Annotated in this window: 17 protein-coding genes; 10 read left to right on the top strand and 7 right to left on the bottom strand. The window is 69.9% G+C overall.

Annotation, left to right across the window (positions count from 1 at the left end; genetic code table 11):
- Positions 1–2: 2 nt before the first annotated feature.
- Together GXW71_RS23445 and GXW71_RS23440 are read right to left on the bottom strand one after the other, a co-directional pair.
- Complete coding sequence (locus GXW71_RS23445; RefSeq protein WP_211855116.1) at positions 3–476, bottom strand: DUF2214 domain-containing protein; 474 nt, start codon at positions 474–476, stop codon at positions 3–5.
- Between the two features lie 14 nt (positions 477–490).
- The gene (locus GXW71_RS23440) at positions 491–877 is read right to left on the bottom strand and encodes a DUF6152 family protein (RefSeq protein ID WP_246526823.1); all 387 of its coding nucleotides are present in this window, start codon (positions 875–877) and stop codon (positions 491–493) included.
- Positions 878–1052: 175 nt separating this feature from the next.
- Between GXW71_RS23440 and GXW71_RS23435 the strand changes: the two genes are divergently transcribed.
- From GXW71_RS23435 to GXW71_RS23405, 7 genes are all read left to right on the top strand, one after another.
- Complete coding sequence (locus GXW71_RS23435) at positions 1053–1322, top strand: hypothetical protein (protein WP_246526822.1); 270 nt, start codon at positions 1053–1055, stop codon at positions 1320–1322.
- Positions 1323–1355: 33 nt separating this feature from the next.
- A complete protein-coding gene (gene poxB, locus GXW71_RS23430) occupies positions 1356–3083 on the top strand; it encodes a ubiquinone-dependent pyruvate dehydrogenase (protein WP_246526821.1) in 1728 nt (575 codons plus the stop codon).
- 73 nt (positions 3084–3156) lie between these two features.
- Complete coding sequence (locus tag GXW71_RS23425; protein WP_211855113.1) at positions 3157–3777, top strand: hypothetical protein; 621 nt, start codon at positions 3157–3159, stop codon at positions 3775–3777.
- Positions 3778–3830: 53 nt separating this feature from the next.
- Positions 3831–5402, top strand: coding sequence for a hypothetical protein (locus GXW71_RS23420; protein WP_211855112.1), 1572 nt, complete (start codon positions 3831–3833; stop codon positions 5400–5402).
- A 191-nt stretch (positions 5403–5593) separates the two neighbouring features.
- Positions 5594–6568 (top strand): isopenicillin N synthase family dioxygenase, encoded by a 975-nt coding sequence (locus GXW71_RS23415; RefSeq protein ID WP_211855111.1) that lies wholly within the window; start codon positions 5594–5596, stop codon positions 6566–6568.
- Positions 6569–6643: 75 nt separating this feature from the next.
- Complete coding sequence (locus GXW71_RS23410; RefSeq protein ID WP_211855110.1) at positions 6644–8209, top strand: ABC transporter substrate-binding protein; 1566 nt, start codon at positions 6644–6646, stop codon at positions 8207–8209.
- A 154-nt stretch (positions 8210–8363) separates the two neighbouring features.
- Positions 8364–9044 (top strand): GntR family transcriptional regulator, encoded by a 681-nt coding sequence (locus GXW71_RS23405; RefSeq protein WP_211855109.1) that lies wholly within the window; start codon positions 8364–8366, stop codon positions 9042–9044.
- A 42-nt stretch (positions 9045–9086) separates the two neighbouring features.
- On the opposite strand, the gene GXW71_RS23400 is transcribed toward GXW71_RS23405, so the two are convergent.
- On the bottom strand, positions 9087–10295 hold the full coding sequence (locus GXW71_RS23400; protein ID WP_211855108.1) for an MFS transporter: 1209 nt from the start codon (positions 10293–10295) through the stop codon (positions 9087–9089).
- 125 nt (positions 10296–10420) lie between these two features.
- The gene (locus GXW71_RS23395) at positions 10421–11041 is read right to left on the bottom strand and encodes a TetR/AcrR family transcriptional regulator (RefSeq protein ID WP_211855107.1); all 621 of its coding nucleotides are present in this window, start codon (positions 11039–11041) and stop codon (positions 10421–10423) included.
- 92 nt (positions 11042–11133) lie between these two features.
- Between GXW71_RS23395 and GXW71_RS23390 the strand changes: the two genes are divergently transcribed.
- Both GXW71_RS23390 and GXW71_RS23385 read left to right on the top strand, forming a co-directional pair.
- Complete coding sequence (locus GXW71_RS23390; protein ID WP_211855106.1) at positions 11134–11556, top strand: ABA4-like family protein; 423 nt, start codon at positions 11134–11136, stop codon at positions 11554–11556.
- Positions 11553–12356, top strand: coding sequence for a hypothetical protein (locus GXW71_RS23385; protein ID WP_211855105.1), 804 nt, complete (start codon positions 11553–11555; stop codon positions 12354–12356). The genes GXW71_RS23390 and GXW71_RS23385 overlap by 4 nt, the downstream gene beginning before the upstream one ends.
- A gap of 56 nt (positions 12357–12412) precedes the next feature.
- On the opposite strand, the gene GXW71_RS23380 is transcribed toward GXW71_RS23385, so the two are convergent.
- Positions 12413–13879, bottom strand: coding sequence for an AMP nucleosidase (locus GXW71_RS23380; protein ID WP_211855104.1), 1467 nt, complete (start codon positions 13877–13879; stop codon positions 12413–12415).
- A gap of 255 nt (positions 13880–14134) precedes the next feature.
- Here GXW71_RS23380 and GXW71_RS23375 point away from each other — a divergent pair, with 255 nt between their 5' ends.
- Positions 14135–15103: a Bug family tripartite tricarboxylate transporter substrate binding protein gene (locus tag GXW71_RS23375; RefSeq protein WP_211855103.1), complete on the top strand. Its 969-nt coding sequence runs from the start codon at positions 14135–14137 to the stop codon at positions 15101–15103.
- Positions 15104–15118: 15 nt separating this feature from the next.
- On the opposite strand, the gene GXW71_RS23370 is transcribed toward GXW71_RS23375, so the two are convergent.
- Together GXW71_RS23370 and GXW71_RS23365 are read right to left on the bottom strand one after the other, a co-directional pair.
- Positions 15119–15889, bottom strand: a complete 771-nt coding sequence (locus GXW71_RS23370) for an IclR family transcriptional regulator (protein ID WP_211855102.1) — start codon at positions 15887–15889, stop codon at positions 15119–15121.
- Positions 15886–16839 (bottom strand): LysR substrate-binding domain-containing protein, encoded by a 954-nt coding sequence (locus GXW71_RS23365; protein ID WP_211855101.1) that lies wholly within the window; start codon positions 16837–16839, stop codon positions 15886–15888. Before GXW71_RS23365 ends, GXW71_RS23370 begins: the two co-directional genes overlap by 4 nt.
- Between the last annotated feature and the right edge of the window lie 105 nt (positions 16840–16944).

Genomic DNA, 16944 nt, shown 5'->3' with positions numbered 1-16944 from the left:
GCCTATTGCAGGAAGCCGATCCAGCGGCCCGCAACCACGGCGCCCGCCCAGACGAGAAGGGACACTGCGGCCGAGAGCCGCAGGGACCAGTGGATCGGCGCGCCGGCGCGCGCGGGCGGCCAATGGCGGTTGCACCCGAGCAAGATGGCATTGAGCACGCCGAGCCCGACCAGCCCGAGCTTGATGAGGAAGGCCGGGTTCTCGATGTAGGTGAGCGGGCGCGTGCTGAAGAGCAGGAAGCCCGTGACCGCGGCGGACGCCACGCCGCAGGCCGCGACGCGCCGCAGTGGCATGGCGAGCTCGGCGAGCGCGCTCGCCCGGAACATGCCCAGGATGCGCAGGTCCAGGGTCGCGATGGCGCCCACCAGGAGCCCGATCGAGAGGATATGGGCCGCATTGACCAGCGGATAGGCAATGCCGGACCGGCGGAGCGCCGCCGCGACCGGCCAGTCCGACAGCGCCTGCAGCAGTTCCACCCCCGGAAAGGCTCCTACTGCCGGATGCGCTCCGGATAGATATCGTAGCTCCGCTCACCCACCCGGAGCCGCACGGCCTTCATCCGCAACTCGGCCTGGTTGCGCGAGCGGTTGCCGATGGCGACGACCTGCTCGCCAGGCCGGGCCGAGGTCTCCGTGAAGCCGGCATTGGCGGTCTGGCGGGGGTTGCCCAGCTCGACGATCCAGACGCTGCCCTCGGTGCTCTGGACGCGGAGCGTGGGGTGCGGCTGGCCGATATAGACCTCCCGGACGGTGCCGCGCAGCTCGGTCTGCTCGCCTTCGGCCCAGGCCCAGCCATGATGCGCCGCGGCGCCCGAGACCCAGAGGGCCCCGGCGACGACGCCGGCAGCCAAACCTGCTCCGATACGGTGCATTCCCATGTGCAGCTCCCGGCTTTCTTGTTAGGCCACGGGGATGTGGTCACGGGATGGTTCCCTGTCGACCATGGCATTGGCCGCCATCCGCAACGCTTCCGCGAGCCGCCTGTCCCCCAGGCCTGCGAACCCGGCCCGTGCCAACCCTGGAAGCGCCCGGCCACGACGCCACATGATCGGCATGACAGACCTACGCGACCGCGCCGAACCCCCGGCTGCCCCGCTTCTGCGCGCCCTCTGGCTCGGCTTGCGCGGCGAATGGACCGCGGCGCATGAGATCGCCCAGGCCCATGACGATGCCAATGCCGCCTGGGTGCATGCGTGGCTGCATCGCATCGAGGGCGACGAATCCAATGCCGCCTACTGGTATCGCCGCGCCGGGAAGGAGGTGGGGCAGGGCAGCACAGATGCCGAGGGCGAGGCGATCGCCCGGACATTGTCCGACCGCTGACATCGCGGGACGCGTGAGATTCTGGAGGGAATGATGGCCCGCACCGTCGCCGATCAGATGGTCGACACCTTCGCCGCCGCCGGTGTGAAGCGCATCTACGGTATCGTCGGCGATAGTCTCAACGGCTTCACGGACGCGCTCCGCAGGCATGGCGGCATCCAGTGGCTGCATGTCCGGCACGAGGAGGTCGCGGCCTTCGCGGCAGGTGCGGAGGCACACCTGACCGATGCGCTCGCGGTCTGTGCGGGCAGTTGCGGGCCGGGCAACCTTCACCTCATCAATGGCCTCTTCGATTGCCATCGATCGCGCGTCCCGGTGGTCGCGATCGCGGCCCATATCCCCTCGGCCGAGATCGGCTCCGGCTATTTCCAGGAGACGCATCCCGAGCAGCTCTTCCGCGAATGCTCCAGCTACTGCGAGCTGGTCTCCTCGGCCGAGCAGATGCCCCGCGTGCTCGAGATCGCGGTCCGCCGCGCCACTCTGGAGCGTTGCGTCTGCGTGATCGTGATCCCCGGGGATGTCGCCTTGCGGCCCGCACCGAACGCGGCCGCCACCAAGCCGCAGGGCCTCGTTCCATCGCGCCCGTCGGTGGTGCCGCCCGCCGCAGCGGTCGAGCAGCTCGCCGAGCTGTTGAACGGCGCCGCCAAGGTCACGATCCTGGCCGGCGGCGGCTGCGCCGGCGCCCATGAGGAGGTCGTCGCGTTGGCCCGGGCACTCGGCGCGCCGGTGGTCCATGCCATGCGCGGCAAGGAGCATGTCGAGTGGGACAACCCCTACGACGTCGGCATGACCGGCCTCATCGGCTTTTCCTCGGGGTATTATGCGATGGGCGCCTGCGACGCCCTGCTGATGCTCGGGACCGATTTCCCCTACCGCCAGTTCTATCCGACCGAAGCCCGCATCGCGCAGGTCGACCTCCGGCCGGAGGCGATCGGCCGGCGCGTGCCGGTCGATGTCGCCGTGGTAGGCGACGTCGTCTCCACCGCACGACTGCTTCTGCCGCACCTGAAGACGCGGCAGGACCAGTCGCATCTCGACAAATGCGTCCGCCACTATCGCGCGGCCCGGGGCGCGCTGGACGAGCTCGCAGAGGGCCGCGCCGGTGGGCCCCTGCACCCGCAGCAGATCGCCCGGCTGGCCAGCAGCCTGGCGACCGAGGACGCGATCTTCACCTGCGACGTCGGGTTGCCGACCGTGTGGGCCGCCAGATACCTCACCATGAACGGGCGGCGCCGCCTGCTGGGATCTTTCTGGCACGGCTCCATGGCCAACGCCCTGGCGCAGGCGATCGGTGCCCAGGCTGCCTGTCCTGGCCGGCAGGTCGTCTCGCTCTCAGGCGATGGCGGCTTCACCATGCTCATGGGGGACCTGCTTTCGCTGAAGCAGCTCGACCTTCCGGTGAAGGTGATCGTCTTCAACAACGGGGCGCTCGGCTTCATCGAGCTCGAGCAGAAATCCTCCGGCTTCCTCGACACCGGGACGGAGCTTCAGAACCCGAACTTCGCCGCCATGGCGGAGGCGGTGGGAATCAAGGGGGTAAGGATCGATGATCCGGCCGAGGCAGAGGCGAAGCTCGCCGAAGCCTTCGCGCATCAAGGTCCCGTCGTCGTCGACGCCGCGGTGAACCGCATGGAGCTCGCCATGCCGCCGAAGGTGACGGCCGAGATGGCGAAGGGCTTCACGCTCTACATGATCAAGGCGATCCTGAATGGGCGGGCGGACGAAATCGTCGATCTCGCCCGTTCGAACACCTTCCGTTGACGCCGGGTGCGGCCGGGCGGCGGGACACGCTATTCTGCTACGCTGCCTTTTCCAGAAGGGGGAGGATGAATTCATGTACGTGAATCTGCGTCGCTACCCCAGGATCGGAGCAGGCAAGGACGCCATCGAGCACTCGGCGAGGAACGAACTCTTGCCCGAGTTGCAGAAGGAGCCGGGCTTCAAGGGCTACTGCGCATTCTGGGACGAAGGAGGTGCAGGAGTCAGCGTCAGCATCTTCGAGGATCACGAGGCGGCGCACAGATCCACCGCGACTGCGCGCCAATGGGTGATGCGCCATCAGGACTTCTTCCCCGAGCGCGGCGAGGAGTTCACCGGTGAATGCTTCGTGCATGAGGTATCACGCGACTTGGAGCCGAGGGCGGGCGAGGTTCGGCAGTCGCCCTACGTGCTGATCCGTATGCTGGACAAGGTTCCCGGCACGCAGGACACCAGAGCGTTCGTGGAGCAGCGAACGCTGCCGATGATCACGCGATCGCCGGGCTTCAAGGGCGTCTACATGGTGCGGAACGACAGGGAAGAAGGCCGCGCCGCGGTTGTCACGCTCTTCGACAGCAGGCCGCATGCCGAGGCATGCCATGCAAGGGCGGTGGAGCTGCTGCAGGAAGGGCTGCCCGCGGTCACGATCACCCGCATCCTCCAGGGGGAAAGCGTGATCCTCGGCAACGGCGATTAGAGCGTGATGCAGCCAGGGTGCGGCCGGCGCGCCGCGGTGACGGTCACCGGTTGATGCTCTCCTCCCCTGGGCCGCAACCGCCCGACCGCCGGCGGCGCGGCCTCGCCTTGCTGCTCACGCTGCTGCCTGCGGTCTTCTTCCTGGCGGTGGTGGTGGCGCCGCCTCTGAACCAGGACGTCGCGGCGGTGCTCAGCTTCGCCGAGCGCATGGTCGCGGGTGAGCCGCTCTACACGCATCTCATCGACGTCAACCCGCCGCTCGTCTTCCTGCTCACCCTCCCGGCGGCATGGCTGGCGGCCTTCACGCCGCTCTCGGCCGTGCAGGCGTGGCTGGCGCTGCTGCTGCTCTTCTGTGCCGGCATCGTCCTGCTCTGCCTCCGCCTCCGCCGCGCCGCGGGGCCGGCGGAAGCGGTGATGCTACTGGCGCTGCTGCCGCTGACGCTGCTGCTGGCCGGCTATGATTTCGGGCAGCGCGAGCATCTGATGGCCGTGGCCGCCATGCCCTATCTCTTCCTAGCGGAGCGGCGGATCGAGGGGCTGCGCACCGCGTGGGGCTTGATCGCGCTCGTCACGCTGATCGCTGCGGCGGGCTTCGCCCTCAAGCCGCATTTCCTGGCGGTGCCGGCGCTGGTCGAAGCCGTCGTGCTCGGGGCTGCCCTGCGACGAGGCCAGGTGGCCGGCGCACTCCGGGATCCCGTGCCATGGGGCATGGCGCTGCTGTGGCTGGCCTATCTGGCGCTGATCGCGCTCCGCTTCCCGGCCTATGTCGAGACCATCATCCCGCTGGTGCGCCACGAATATCTCGGCTTCGCCGGACCTTCACTCGGCCGGGCGCTGATGACGGTGCATCTCTTCAGCGCGACGGTGGCGACCATCGCGCTGCTCCTGCTCGCGGCCTCGCGCGGCGCGAGGGCCCTCGGCTGGCTGCCGCGACTGCTGGCAGCGGGCGCCCTCGGGGGCCTGGCCGCGGCGCTCGTTCAGCTCAAGGGCTGGAGCTACCACGTCGTCCCGGTCTGGATGTGCGCCGGCCTGCTCTGCGGCATCGTGGCCGCGCGCGCGGTGGACCGCCTGCTGCCGCCCCGTGCCGCCCGCCGCCTCGCGCCGATGCTGGCCGCCGGCACCTGCCTGGTGCTGGCGCTGCTGATGATGCGGGGCAGCGAAGCGCCCTGGCGCGAATTCACCTATCGCGATGCCACGGCCGGCCGCCTGGCGGCCTGGCTTACGGAACACGCGCCCGGTGCCCGCGTCATGGCGCTGTCGCCGGATATCTACCCCGCCTATCCCGCCATGAACTACGCCGGCAACCGCCCGGTCCTGCGCTTCATGAGCACCTGGCTGCTGCAGGCGGTCTATGCCACCTGCCCGGAGGATGGCGGTCGCTTCCGTGCGCCGGAGCGGATGGAGCCGCCGGAGCGCTTCCTGTTCGATGCGGTGGCTGAGGACATCGCGGAGTGGCAGCCCCGGCTCGTGCTGGTGGCCCGCGATGCGCATATCGCCTGGTGCGGCGGCCAGCCCTTCGACATGATCCCCTATTTCTCGCGCCATCCACGCTTCGCCGAGGCATGGCGACACTACCGACAGGTTGGCGAGATCGACGGCACCCTGATGTTCCTGCGGCAGGAGTGACGCCGCCGCGGCCGGCCCGGCAACGCCAGCGCATCGAGCAGGCATCCCCGCGCGGCCTGCTTATTCCGTAGGCAAATCATGGGGCGCCGGGCGTCATTCGCTTGCTCTTGCCGATTGACGACAATCGGCAAGAGCGGGTGTCATCCCGGACGAGCTGGCTCGACCAGAACCACCCGCCGAGGAGCGACCGCGTGTCCCACAACCCCGCTGCCACCGAGGCCATCCCCCTGATCGACCTCGGACCCTACTTCGCGGGCGCGCCAGGAGCATTCGAGGCGACGGCGGCGGAGCTCCGGCGCATCTGCGAGACGGTCGGCTTTCTCTTCATCAGCGGCCATGGCGTGCCGGCGGAGGTGATGCGGGACGCCTTCGCCATCGCCGAGCGCTTCCACGCGCAGCCGCTGGAGGCCAAGATGGCCCTGACGCTGAACGACCAGATGCAGGGCTACCTGCCCTACAAGTCGAGCGTCACACGCGCCAATGGCCTGGTCGCGGTGCGCAAGCCGAACGAGAACGAAGCCTTTTTCGTCAATCCCGAGCGCGATCCGCAGCAGCCGGCCAATCGCTGGCCGGAGGCGCTGCCGGAATTCAGGGCGACGACGCTGCGCTGCTTCGCCGCGCTGGAGGCGCTGGCGATGCGGATGCTGCCGCTCTACGCCCGCGCGCTCGACCTGCCCGCCGACTACTTCGATCGCTTCTGCGACCGTTCCTTCAGCTCGCTCCGGCTGACGCACTATCCACCCGTCACCTATGGCACGGACGAATACGGCATCGCGCCGCATACGGATTCGAGCTTCATCACCCTGCTGGCGCAGAATCCCGTGCCCGGCCTGCAGATCCGGACGCAGGCCGGCGAATGGATCGACGCCCCAGTGATCCCGGACACCTTCGTGGTGAACACCGGCGACATGCTGAAGCAGTGGAGCAACGGCCGCTTCATCTCGACCCCCCACCGCGCCTTCAACAAGGAGCCGCGGTCGCGCTACGCGATCCCGTTCTTCTTCCACCCCAATGAGGACACGCTGGTGGCGCCGCTGCCGACCTGCGTCAGCGACGACAACCCGCCGCGCTTTCCCGCGCAGACGGTGGGCGACTACATGGCCGCGTTCCGCGGCAGCAACTACGACCACTTCCGGCAGAAGGCGCAGCCCGGCTCCACTGCCTGAAAGACCAGGGCGAAACGCCCCCGGCGTACACGGCCAGCAGCAACAGCGTCATCGCTTTCAGCAGGACAAACAGGCATGCAACCGTTTCGCCTGGCCGGGGCCTGCGCCCTGGCCGCATTGCTCCTTGCCGCGCCGGAAGCCCGTGCGCAGAACAGGGTCGTACGGGTCTCCCTGAACACCGAATTGCAGGTGCTCGATCCCATCGTCACCACGATCAACTCGGCCCGCGTCTTCGCCTACCTGGTCTATGACACGCTGATCGGGATGGACGGCGGCGGCAATTTCCGGCCGCAGATGCTGGAAGGCTGGGAGATCAGCCCGGACCGCTTGACCTACAGCTTCACGCTCCGCGACGGGCTGGAATGGAGCGATGGCACCCCGGTGACGGCGGAGGATTGCATCGCGTCGATCCGCCGCTGGGCCAGGCGCGAGCCGTTCGGCGGCGCGATGATGGATGCCGTCAGCGAGCTTCGGCCCATCGACGCCAAGCGCTTCGAGATGCGCTTGAGCCGCCCCTTCGCCTTCGTCATCGAAGCGCTCGGCCGCTCGGGGCACCAGGTGCCGGTGATGATGCCGGCGAGGCTGGCGCAGATGGATGCCGCGGTGCCCGTGCCGGAGGTGATCGGCTCCGGCCCCTTCCTGTTCCTGAGGAATGAATGGCGGCCGGGCGAGCGTGCCAGCTTCATCCCCAATCCGCGCTACCGTCCCCGCGCCGAGCCGGCGGATGGGTTGGCCGGCGGGAAGGTCGTCAGGATCGATCGCCTCGACCTTCTCAGCATCAGCGACCAGTCGACCCGGGCCGCGGCCCTGCAGGCGGGCGAACTGGATTTCCTGGAGATCGCGCCGCTCGACTTCGTGGCGCCGCTGCGACGCAACCCCAATGTCGTGGTCGGCAGGCCGCAGGGCATCGACCAGTTCCTGGCGCTGCTGAACGTCAACCACGCGGCGCCGCCATTCAACGACATCAGGGTGCGGCGGGCGCTGCAGGCGGCGGTGCAGCAGCCCGAGGTCATGGCGGCGATGGGCCTGCCCGATGATCTCGTGGTGCCGACCTGCGGCTCCATCTACATGTGCAACGCCCCGGGTTCGACTGACACAGGCACCGAACCGCTGCGCAACGCGGGCATCGAGCGGGCCCGCAACCTGTTGCGGGAGTCCGGCTACAACAACGAGCCGGTGATCCTCCTGCATGCGCAGACCTCGGCGCTGCTGAACCCGATCGGGATGGTCGTCGCGGATCAGATGCGGCGCGCCGGGTTCAACGTGGAAATGCTGTCCTCCGATTATGCGACGGTCGCCCAGCGGCGGCTGCGACGCACGGGCTGGGCTTTGGCCCCGATCGTGAACAACGGCATCGATCTTCTGAACCCGATCGCGAACCCGCTCGTCGCATTCAATTGCTCCGATGTCTCGCCGGGCTGGTATTGCGACCCCGGGCTGACCGACCTGCTGCGGCAATACGCCGCGTCGGGCGACCCGCAGCGGCAGCGGGACCTGGCGGCACAAATCCAGGCGGCGATGCATGGCAACGTCAACTACGTGCTGGCCGGCCAGTTCTCCGGTCCGCCGGCTTGGCGGGCGAGCCTGAGGGGCGTGGTGCCGTTCAGCTTCCCGGTCTTCTGGAACATGGAACGGCGTTGAGCAGGCAAGGGCAGAGGCCGCATGGCGCTCCGTCGCCGCACGGCGGTGCGTGGTTTCGATTAACCTGTGTCGGGAACGGGTGTAGGAGCTTGCCTTCCTTATCCGGTCACGCACGGCAGCGATCCCGATGATCCCGCAAATGAAGGCTGGGGCGTTGCGCCCTGTCGCCCGCCTGTCCGCGGAGGCGCAGGCGACCAGCTTCCTCCGCGAATACATCCTGTCGGGCGCGCTCAAGCCTGGCGCGCGCCTGACCGAGACGCCGCTGGCCGAGCAGCTCGGCATCGCGCGGGCGACCCTGCGCCTGGGCCTTCACCGGCTGGCGGCGGAAGGGCTCGTTCTGCAGATCCCCTATACCGGCTGGCAGGTCATCGCCTTGTCGCCCCAGGATATCTGGGAGCTCTGGACCTTGCGCGGCAGCCTCGAGAGCCTCGCGTCTCGGATAGTGGCCGAGCGGATGACGCCCGCGAAGCGCGCGATCTTGGAGACGGCGATGCAGGCGTTGGCCGCAGCCTGCCGCAGCGGCCGCATGGAGGAGGTGAACGAAAGGGATTTCGCCTTCCACCGCACCATCATCGACCTGGCAGAGCATGGGCGGCTATCCGCCCAGTACGACAGGGTCGAGCAGCAGATCAGGCTCTATATCGCCAGCACCAACGTGCTCAACGAAGGGGACCTGTCGACCCTCGTCCGGGATCACGAGCGGCTGACGGCGGCCCTGACGCAGGGCGACGCCGCGCTGGCCGCCGGGGAGGCGTGGCTGCTCAGCGAGACCGTCGGCAGGACGCTCGTCTCCATGATGGGCGAAGAGGATCCCGCGTCCAGGGCTGCGCGCTGAGGGTGCGGGCCGGCACCATCCCGCGGTGCGGCGGGAGGGGCATCAGTCGCTGCCCTGCCACGCGGCGTGCCGCCAGGCGACCAGGCCGAACACTACCAACTGCGCGGCCGCGGCCAGGAAGCCGATCGCGAAGTTCCCGGTGGCGCCGACGATCAGCGCGAAGATCAGCGGGCCGCCGATGGAGCCGATGAAGGCGACCAGCGTCGCCGCGGAGGAGACGTCGGCGACGAGGCGCGACGGCGCCATGCCCGCCAGTTCCGCGTAGTAGATTCCGTTCCAGCCGAGCGCCGTGAACCCGATGAGCGCGACGCAGGCGAACGCCGCCCAGGGGCCCTGGTCAGCGGTGGCGACCAGCAGGCCGACGGCCCCGGCCGACAGCACGGCCTGGACGCCGAGATGCCGCAGTCCGCGGCCCATGCGGTCCGCCACCCAGCCGAGCGCGATGCGGCCGGTCACGCTCGCGGCCTGCATCACCGCGATGTAGAGGCCGGCTTCGGCCAGCGAAGCCGAGTGCCGGGTGATCATGTAGGTCGCCGTGAACGCGGTGATGCAGGCCTGGGTGATGGAGAGCGACATCCCGAGCATGGTCAGCATCGGCAGCGACGGGTGCGAGCGCAGCACCGCGCCGGAGCGGAGCAGGGCGGCCGCCGAGAAGAGCGAGCGGAGCCAGTTCAGCCGCGTCCCCGCGCTCTCCTCATCGAGCGGGCGACGGAAGGGCTGCGCGAGCAGGATGCCCAGCAGGGCGGTGGCGACCACGATCCAGATCGCGGCGGGGAAGCCCAGCGACGTGACGAGCGGCGCCACCGCGATGCCTGCGCAGGCGCCGCCCAGCGGCACGCCGGCCTGCTTGATGGAGAAGACGAGCGTCCGGTGCCGGGGCGGCGCCGTGCGCAGCAGCATCTGGCTTCCGGCGGAGGTGTTCGGGCCAAGCCCGATCCCGACTGCTATCGCGCCGATCAGTGCCGCCACGCCGATCGGCTGCGAGAGCACCAGCAGCCCGAGTGCCACGAAGGCCAGGCCGATCTGCAGGGAGCGGACCGGGCCGAAATGCGCGAGCATCGGGCCGCCGCCGGCGAGGTACCAGCAATTGCCCAGGGTGATCAGGGCGGAGACATAGCCAATGCCTTCCGGCGACAGCGATGCCCGGGCCATCAATATCGGCCCGAGCAGCGGGATCACTCCGGCGGCGAATGAGCTGATGGTCTGGACGAGCAGCGTCGCGCTGAGAGCGCTGACCCACAAGGGGAGCATCAGGGAGTCGTTTCCTCGGAGACGTCTTGCCGGCAGGTCGGTGTGCTTGCCTGCCGTGTCGCTGCCTGTGTCCTGCAAGGCAGCGAGCGTGTCCAGCGGGCGAGGCGGAAAACGCGGCGATGCGCTCAGCCCGCACAGGCCTCGGCCACCAGCGCCAGGAGGTCCTCGGCGACCTCCTCGGCCAGGGCGTCGGACTGCCAGAGGATCGCGCCCGGCAATTCGGCGCGCAGCGTGCAGAAGCCGTGCACGGCGGACCAGGCGAGGGCAAGGCGCGCCCGCATCGCGCGCGCCGGCGCGCCGGGCGCCAATGCCGCCATGGCATGCGCGAGCGGCACGAAGGCCGCTTCCTTAGCGGCGCGGAATGCCGGTTCGTCGGGGTCGAGCAGGTCGGCGCGGAACAGCAGCCGGAAGTGCCCTGGATTGGCGCGGGCGAAGGCGATGTAGCCGCGGCCGGTCGCCGCCAGCCGCGTCTGCGCATCCGCCGTCGGGGGCAGGGCGGCGACCGCGGCTTGCATGGCGGCGCGGAGGCGCTCCGAACCCTCGGTGGCGAAGGCGGTCAGCAGCCCGCGCTTGTCGCCGAAATGCGGCGTGGCGGCGGAATGGGAGACGCCGGCGCGGCGGGCGCATTCGCGTAGCGTCACCGCCTCCGGCCCGGCTTCGAGCACGACCTCGGCGACCGCGTCGAGCAGGGCGCGGCGCAGCGCCCCGTGATGATGGCGGCCGGCAGCCTTGGGTGTCACGGACATGCGACATCCTGGCTGGTTAGGAAGAACTTGACAACGGTCAGTCCTCTGCTCCAGTAATCTGACCATTGGTCAGATTGGAGGCGACACCACGCATGGAATCCCTCTTCTCAGCCGCCGGCGCGCTCGCCATCGCCGGCTGGATCGCCCTTCTGGTCGCCCCGCGCAGCCGCGCTGCGAATTGGTGGCTCGCCGGCCTCGCCATCCCGGGCCTGCTCTCCGCCCTCTATGCCGCGCTGTTCGCCATCCATGCGCCCGGGGCGGAGGGTGGCTTCTCCTCGCTGGCCGCCGTCGCCGCCCTGTTCCGCACCGAGGGCGTGCTGCTCGCGGGCTGGATCCACTACCTCGCCTTCGACCTCTTCATCGGCGCCTGGATCTGCCGCCGCGCGGCGGCCGAGGGGATCAGCCCCTGGGCCGCGCGCCTCTGCCTGCCGCCGGCCTTCCTCGCAGGCCCGATCGGCCTGCTGCTGTTCCTCGCTCTTCGCGCCCTGCTGTCCCGAAAGGAGATCCGTCCATGACCGCGCTCGCCCTTTCCACGCCCGGCCTCTTCGCCGCGTTGGACCGGCGGCAGCCGCTTCTGGCGCGCGCCGGCTGGGCGTCGCTGGCGCTGCTGCTCCTCTGCCTGGCGGCGATGACGGTGGATGCGCGCCTGATCAACGGCGTCTCCGTCTGGACCAAGCCGGCGAAATTCGCTGCCTCTTTCGTGGTCTGGTTCTGGACCCTTGCCTGGGCCTGGGGCGTGCTGGAGCCTGCCGCGCAGCGTGGCGCCACGGCGCGCCTCGTGCTGTGGGGAACGCTGGCCGCCGCCTGGTTCGAAATGGGCTGGATCACCCTCCGCGGCGCGCTCGGCCAGCCGAGCCACTTCGCGACCGACCCGCTCGGCGACGTCATGTACCAGCTCATGGGCGCCGGTGCCGTCACGCTGGTGGCGCTCGCCGCGACGCTTGGCGTGCTGGTGCTGCGGCGGGGCGATGCGACGCGGCAGGCGCGCGGCTGGATCTTCGCCATCGGCTGGGGGCTGGTCCTCACCGGCATCCTCGGTGGGCTGACGGGGGCTACGATCTCAGGCGCCGGCACGTCGCATATCGGCGGGATGCCGTCGGATGCCGCGAACCTGCCGCCCTTCTACTGGTCGCGCAATGGCGGTGACCTGCGCATAGCGCATTTCCTCGGCGTCCACGCGATGCAGGCGCTGCCGGCGCTGGCGCTGCTGCTCCCCGGCGCCTCGACGCGGCTGCTGGCACTCGGCGCCGCCGGCTGGACGGCAATGACGCTGGCCGTCTTCGCGGCAGGCCTCCTCGGTGTGCCGCTGCCCTGATCCTTAGTTGATCGCGCAATTCAGCTTTCGGCGATTCAACCGCGAGCCTTCACGCTTCAGCGGAAGACAGGCTCGTCGAAGGAGCGGAGCTTGCGGGAGTGGAGCGAGACGAGCTGCTCGCGCAGGAGGCCGAAGGTCTCGAGCCCGATCCTGAGATGCTCGCCGACCGCGCGCGCATAGAAGGCGGTGGCGGCCCCGGGAAGCTTGATCTCGCCATGCAGCGGCTTGTCGGAGACGCAGAGCAGCGTGCCGTAGGGGACGCGCAGCCGATAGCCCTGGGCGGCGAGCGTGCCGCTCTCCATGTCCACCGCCACTGCGCGGGCGAGGTTGATGCGCCGCCGCTCCTGCGTGAAGCGCAGCTCCCAGTTCCGGTCGTCGACGCTCATGACCGTCCCGGTCCTGAGGCGGCGCTTCAACGCCTCGCCACGCTCGCCGGTGACGCGCGCGGCCGCCTCCTGCAGGGCCACCTGCACCTCGGCCAGCGCCGGGATCGGGATCTCGGGCGGGAGCAGCTCGTCGAGGATCTTGTCGCGCCGGAGATAGGCGTGGGCCAGCACGTAGTCGCCGATGACCTGCGACTGCCGCAGGCCGCCGCAATGGCCGATCATCAGCCAGCAATTCGGGCGCAGCACCGCCAAGTGGTCGGTGATGTTCTTCGCGTTCGAAGGGCCGACGCCGATATTGACGATCGTGACCCCATGCCCGTCCTCGCGCTCGAGGCTGTAGGCCGGCATCTGGAACCGCTCCCACGGAGCGGCCTTCACCTTGGCGAGCGCCTCGTCGGCCGCGTCCTTGCGGGTGACGGTATCGCCGCCGGGCAGCATGAGCCGCGTAAACCGGCCTCCTTCGCGGGCCAGTTCGGAGAGGCCGTGCTGGACGAACTGGTCGACATAGCGCTGGTAGTTGGTCAGCAGGATCCAGGGCTGGATGCTGGTCCAGGGCGTTCCCGTGTAATGCGCCAGCCGCTTGAGCGAGAAATCCACGCGGACCGCATCGAAGAGGGCAAGCGGCCGCGGCTTGCCGGGGGAGAAGTCCCAGGCCCCATCGGCGACTTCATCGCCGACGGCGGCCAGCAGCGGCACCGGGAAGTGGCGCGCCAGCTCCGAGACCTCGACGGTGCCGTGCAGGAACTCGTCGCCGGAGCTGGCCACGTAGGGGTATGGGATCTCCTGGTCGCTCACGCGAACCTGGAGGGTGGCGCCGAACTCGTCGACGAGCGGGCGAAGCTGCTCGAGCAGATAGGTCCGGAAGTGGTCGGGATGAGTCACGGTCGTCGCATAGACGCCGGGCGCCTGGAACTTGGCCCAGGCGCGGCGGGTGAAAGGCTGCTTGCCGTGCGGCTCCCAGGTGACCCGGAGCTCGGGGTAACGGAAGCCGGCGCGCTCCTCCTCCGTCGGTGGAACTCCGCTCTCGGCGTAGCGCTTCAGCGCCGCGCGAAGGGCTTCGCAGGCCTCGGCGTGGATCGCCTCCAGGCGATCGACCGCTGCCTCGGGAGTCAGGGACGGCGTCGCTGTGGTCTGCATGGAATCGCCCAATCCTGTGTCGTCGTCGGCACTCGCTCCGTACCAGAGCTGGGCATTGCCTGACGTTCAGCCCAGCGTCTGCCGCAAGCGGTACTCTCAAAGTCCGGCCCCAGTGGCAACGCCGCCGGCTGTCGAGGGGGCCGCAGGCAGGGGTCCATCCATGGGGTGGAATTTACTTCCGTGGTACGGAAGCTGGCGCTAAGGGGTGGCGGCCTGACGGCAGCCGCCGGGCCCGAACGACACCAGAGGACGTCCATGAGAATATCCGCGCTTCTGGCCGCCGTCCTCGGCGTGCTCGCCGCGTTGCCGGCCACCGCCCAGGAGACCTACCCGACCCGGCCGATCCGCTTCGTCGTCCCCTTCGCCGCCGGCGGCCCCAGCGACATCGTCGCGCGCATCATCGCACCAAGGATGGCCGCGACCCTCGGCCAGCCGGTGGTCGTCGACAATCGCGCGGGGGCCGGCGGCGCGACCGGCGTCGATGTCGTCGCGCGGGCGGCGGCCGATGGCTATGTCTTCGGCATCGGCAGCGCCGGGGCGCTGGCGATCTCGCCGAGCCTCGGCCGCGGAACGCCCTATGATCCGATCCGCGACCTGGCGCCCATCACCCTCGCCGTCCTGGTGCCCGAGCCGCTCGTGGTGCCCGCGGCCTCGCCCTTCCGCAGCCTCCAGGACCTGATCGCCGATGCGCGCGCCCGGCCCGGCGCCCTCAACTTCGGCTCGACCGGCAGCGGCAGCATGCCCCATCTCGCGGCCGAGCAGCTTCGCGCGGCGGCGGGCATCGACATCGTGCACGTGTCCTACAACAGCGGCGGGCAGCTCGCGACGGCGATCCTGCGCAACGAGATGCAGCTCGGCTTCGCGGACCTGCCGGTGCTGCTGTCGAACATCCAGGCCGGCACGATGCGGGCCCTGGCGGTGGGCACGCGGGAGCGGCTGTCCTGGCTGCCCGATGTGCCGACCTTCGGCGAGCTCGGCCTGCCCGCGGTCGATGCCAGCAACTGGCATGGCCTGGTCGCCCCCGCGCGCATGGCGGCTGGGCCGCTCGGCGCGCTCCGCCGCGCCGCCATCGCAGCGCTCCAGGACCCCGAGGTGCGCCAGCGGCTGCACGAGCAGGGCGCGATTCCCGGCGGCAACAGCCCCGAGGAATTCGCCGCCTTCGTCCGCAGCGAGAATCAGAAATGGGGCGAGATCATCCGGCGGAACCACATCGCCGCCGACTGAGCGCGACCGCCGGCGTCAGATGCCCGCCGCCGCCCCGGCGGCCAGGAGCGGCACGGCATCGCCGCCGAGCTCCCGCGAGACCTGGATCGCCTCCCGCATCGTCAGGCGGCAGCAGTGCGCCTCCGTCTCCGGCGTGAAGCGATAGAGGGGCACCGAGATCCCGATCGAGCCGGCGACCTGCCCCGCGGCGTTCAGCACCGGGGCGGCGATCGCGGCGAGGTCCGGGTGCCGCTCCGCGCGGGTGACCACGGGCAGCCTGCGTGGCGGGCCTTCGAAGGCGATCAGCGCCCGACCATGCGCGCCATGGCCCAGCGGAAAGACCTCCCCGATCGGCGCATAGGCCCGCACGAGCTGCGGCGAATCCAGGCGATAGAGGCAGCGTCGCTGATGGCCGTCGCGCACGAAGAACACCGCGCTTTCGTCGCTCTCCGCCCGCAGCCTTTCCAGCGCGGGCATGACGTGGTGCTCGAGCCTGAACGAGCGGCGGAACCGCTCGCCCAGCAGCAGCAAGGTGGCGCCGAGCAGGTAGCCGCCGGATGGCAGGCGCTGTGCGAAGCCGTGCCCTTCCAGCGTCTGCATGAGCCGGAGGGCCGTGGTCATGTTCAAGCCGACGCGGCGGGAGATCTCGGCCAGGCCGAGGGGCCCGTCATCGTCCCGGAAGGCCGAGAGCAGGGCCAATGCCCGGTCGACGGCACGCACGCTGCCTTCGCGCAGGACCGAGCGTGGTTCCGCCGTCTCGACCGCGCCGGCGGCGGCTGTCTGGGTTCGGGTCGGTTTCCGGGTCACGGATCGTCGGTATCCTGTCCAGCGAATGTCGGAACCACGTCCTCCGCGGCGGCTTCCCGCATCAGCCACTCCGTGAAGATGCGCAGCGCCGGGCTCACGCGGCCCTCAGGCAGGATGAGCCAATAGCAGTCGCCCGTCGTCGCGCTGGTCTCCGAAAGGGCGACCAGGCGGCCCGCATGGACCTCCTCCTGCACGAAGGCCGGTGAGCAGATGACGGTCCCCAGGCCCTCGAGCGCGGCCTGGATCGCGAGTGTCGTGCTCTCGAACAGCAGTGGCGGTGCGGCCGGCGCCAGGCCCGCGTGCCGCTGCCAGACGGCCCAGTCGCCGGCGCGGACCTTGCTCCCAAGCAACCGATCACCGGGCAACCGACCAGCGAGCAGCCGATCACCGCGCTGGCGCCCTTGTACCGATGCGCCGGCGCGCCGGGCATTGCCCCGCTTCGGCGCGGCAAAGGGCGCGATCATCACCGGCTGCAGCCTGCGGGCCTTCGGCGACGGCGGATGATCCACCGGTGCCGTCTTGATGGCGGCATCGACACCTTCCCGAACGAGGTCGACCACCGCCGTCGAGGTGGACACCTCCACGTCGATCCCGGGGTTCTGTTCCTCGAAACGCGGCAGTCGCGGGATCAGCCAGCGCAACGCCCAGGTGGTATAGGCCCGGATGCGCAGCGGCGCGTTCTGCGCCTGCAGATTCCGCGTGGCGGCCTGCAACTGCGCGAAGCCCTGGCGCAGCTCCCTGGCGAAGCGCTTGCCCTGGTCCGTGAGGCTGATGGCGTTCGGGCCCCGGCGGACCAGCGCGCAGCCGAGCGCCGCTTCCAGCTCCCGCAGGCGCCGGCTGACCGCGGGCTGGGTCACCTTCAGCTCGGCCGCAGCCGCCGTGACGCTGCCGGTCTCGGCGATGGTGTGGAAGGCCCAAAGGCTGTCCAGGGGCGGCAGGGTGCGCGGCATCGCCTTAGTATAACACTAAGTTGGGGTAGGCCGAAAATCTCTTCGGCTTTCCAGGGCTGCCGGAATGGCGGAAGGACGCCGGGTCCGAGAAACACACGCCTTGCC

Origin of the sequence: Plastoroseomonas hellenica, from assembly GCF_018129085.1 — a bacterium.
GTDB classification, from domain to species: domain Bacteria; phylum Pseudomonadota; class Alphaproteobacteria; order Acetobacterales; family Acetobacteraceae; genus Plastoroseomonas; species Plastoroseomonas hellenica.
The sequence above is the reverse complement of the archived record's forward strand: the minus strand, read 5'-3'. Positions and strand labels throughout refer to the sequence as shown.

What these genes read in the sequence shown, in the direction of transcription:
- GXW71_RS23395 (WP_211855107.1), bottom strand. Translation starts at nt 11,041, where the DNA reads ATGTCCGTGACACCCAAGGCTGCCGGCCGCCATCATCACGGGGCGCTG.
- GXW71_RS23425 (WP_211855113.1), top strand. Translation starts at nt 3,157, where the DNA reads ATGTACGTGAATCTGCGTCGCTACCCCAGGATCGGAGCAGGCAAGGAC.
- GXW71_RS23365 (WP_211855101.1), bottom strand. Translation starts at nt 16,839, where the DNA reads ATGCCGCGCACCCTGCCGCCCCTGGACAGCCTTTGGGCCTTCCACACC.
- GXW71_RS23390 (WP_211855106.1), top strand. Translation starts at nt 11,134, where the DNA reads ATGGAATCCCTCTTCTCAGCCGCCGGCGCGCTCGCCATCGCCGGCTGG.
- GXW71_RS23440 (WP_246526823.1), bottom strand. Translation starts at nt 877, where the DNA reads ATGGGAATGCACCGTATCGGAGCAGGTTTGGCTGCCGGCGTCGTCGCC.
- GXW71_RS23400 (WP_211855108.1), bottom strand. Translation starts at nt 10,295, where the DNA reads ATGCTCCCCTTGTGGGTCAGCGCTCTCAGCGCGACGCTGCTCGTCCAG.
- GXW71_RS23375 (WP_211855103.1), top strand. Translation starts at nt 14,135, where the DNA reads ATGAGAATATCCGCGCTTCTGGCCGCCGTCCTCGGCGTGCTCGCCGCG.
- GXW71_RS23380 (WP_211855104.1), bottom strand. Translation starts at nt 13,879, where the DNA reads ATGCAGACCACAGCGACGCCGTCCCTGACTCCCGAGGCAGCGGTCGAT.
- GXW71_RS23410 (WP_211855110.1), top strand. Translation starts at nt 6,644, where the DNA reads ATGCAACCGTTTCGCCTGGCCGGGGCCTGCGCCCTGGCCGCATTGCTC.
- poxB (WP_246526821.1), top strand. Translation starts at nt 1,356, where the DNA reads ATGGCCCGCACCGTCGCCGATCAGATGGTCGACACCTTCGCCGCCGCC.
- GXW71_RS23420 (WP_211855112.1), top strand. Translation starts at nt 3,831, where the DNA reads ATGCTCTCCTCCCCTGGGCCGCAACCGCCCGACCGCCGGCGGCGCGGC.
- GXW71_RS23435 (WP_246526822.1), top strand. Translation starts at nt 1,053, where the DNA reads ATGACAGACCTACGCGACCGCGCCGAACCCCCGGCTGCCCCGCTTCTG.
- GXW71_RS23385 (WP_211855105.1), top strand. Translation starts at nt 11,553, where the DNA reads ATGACCGCGCTCGCCCTTTCCACGCCCGGCCTCTTCGCCGCGTTGGAC.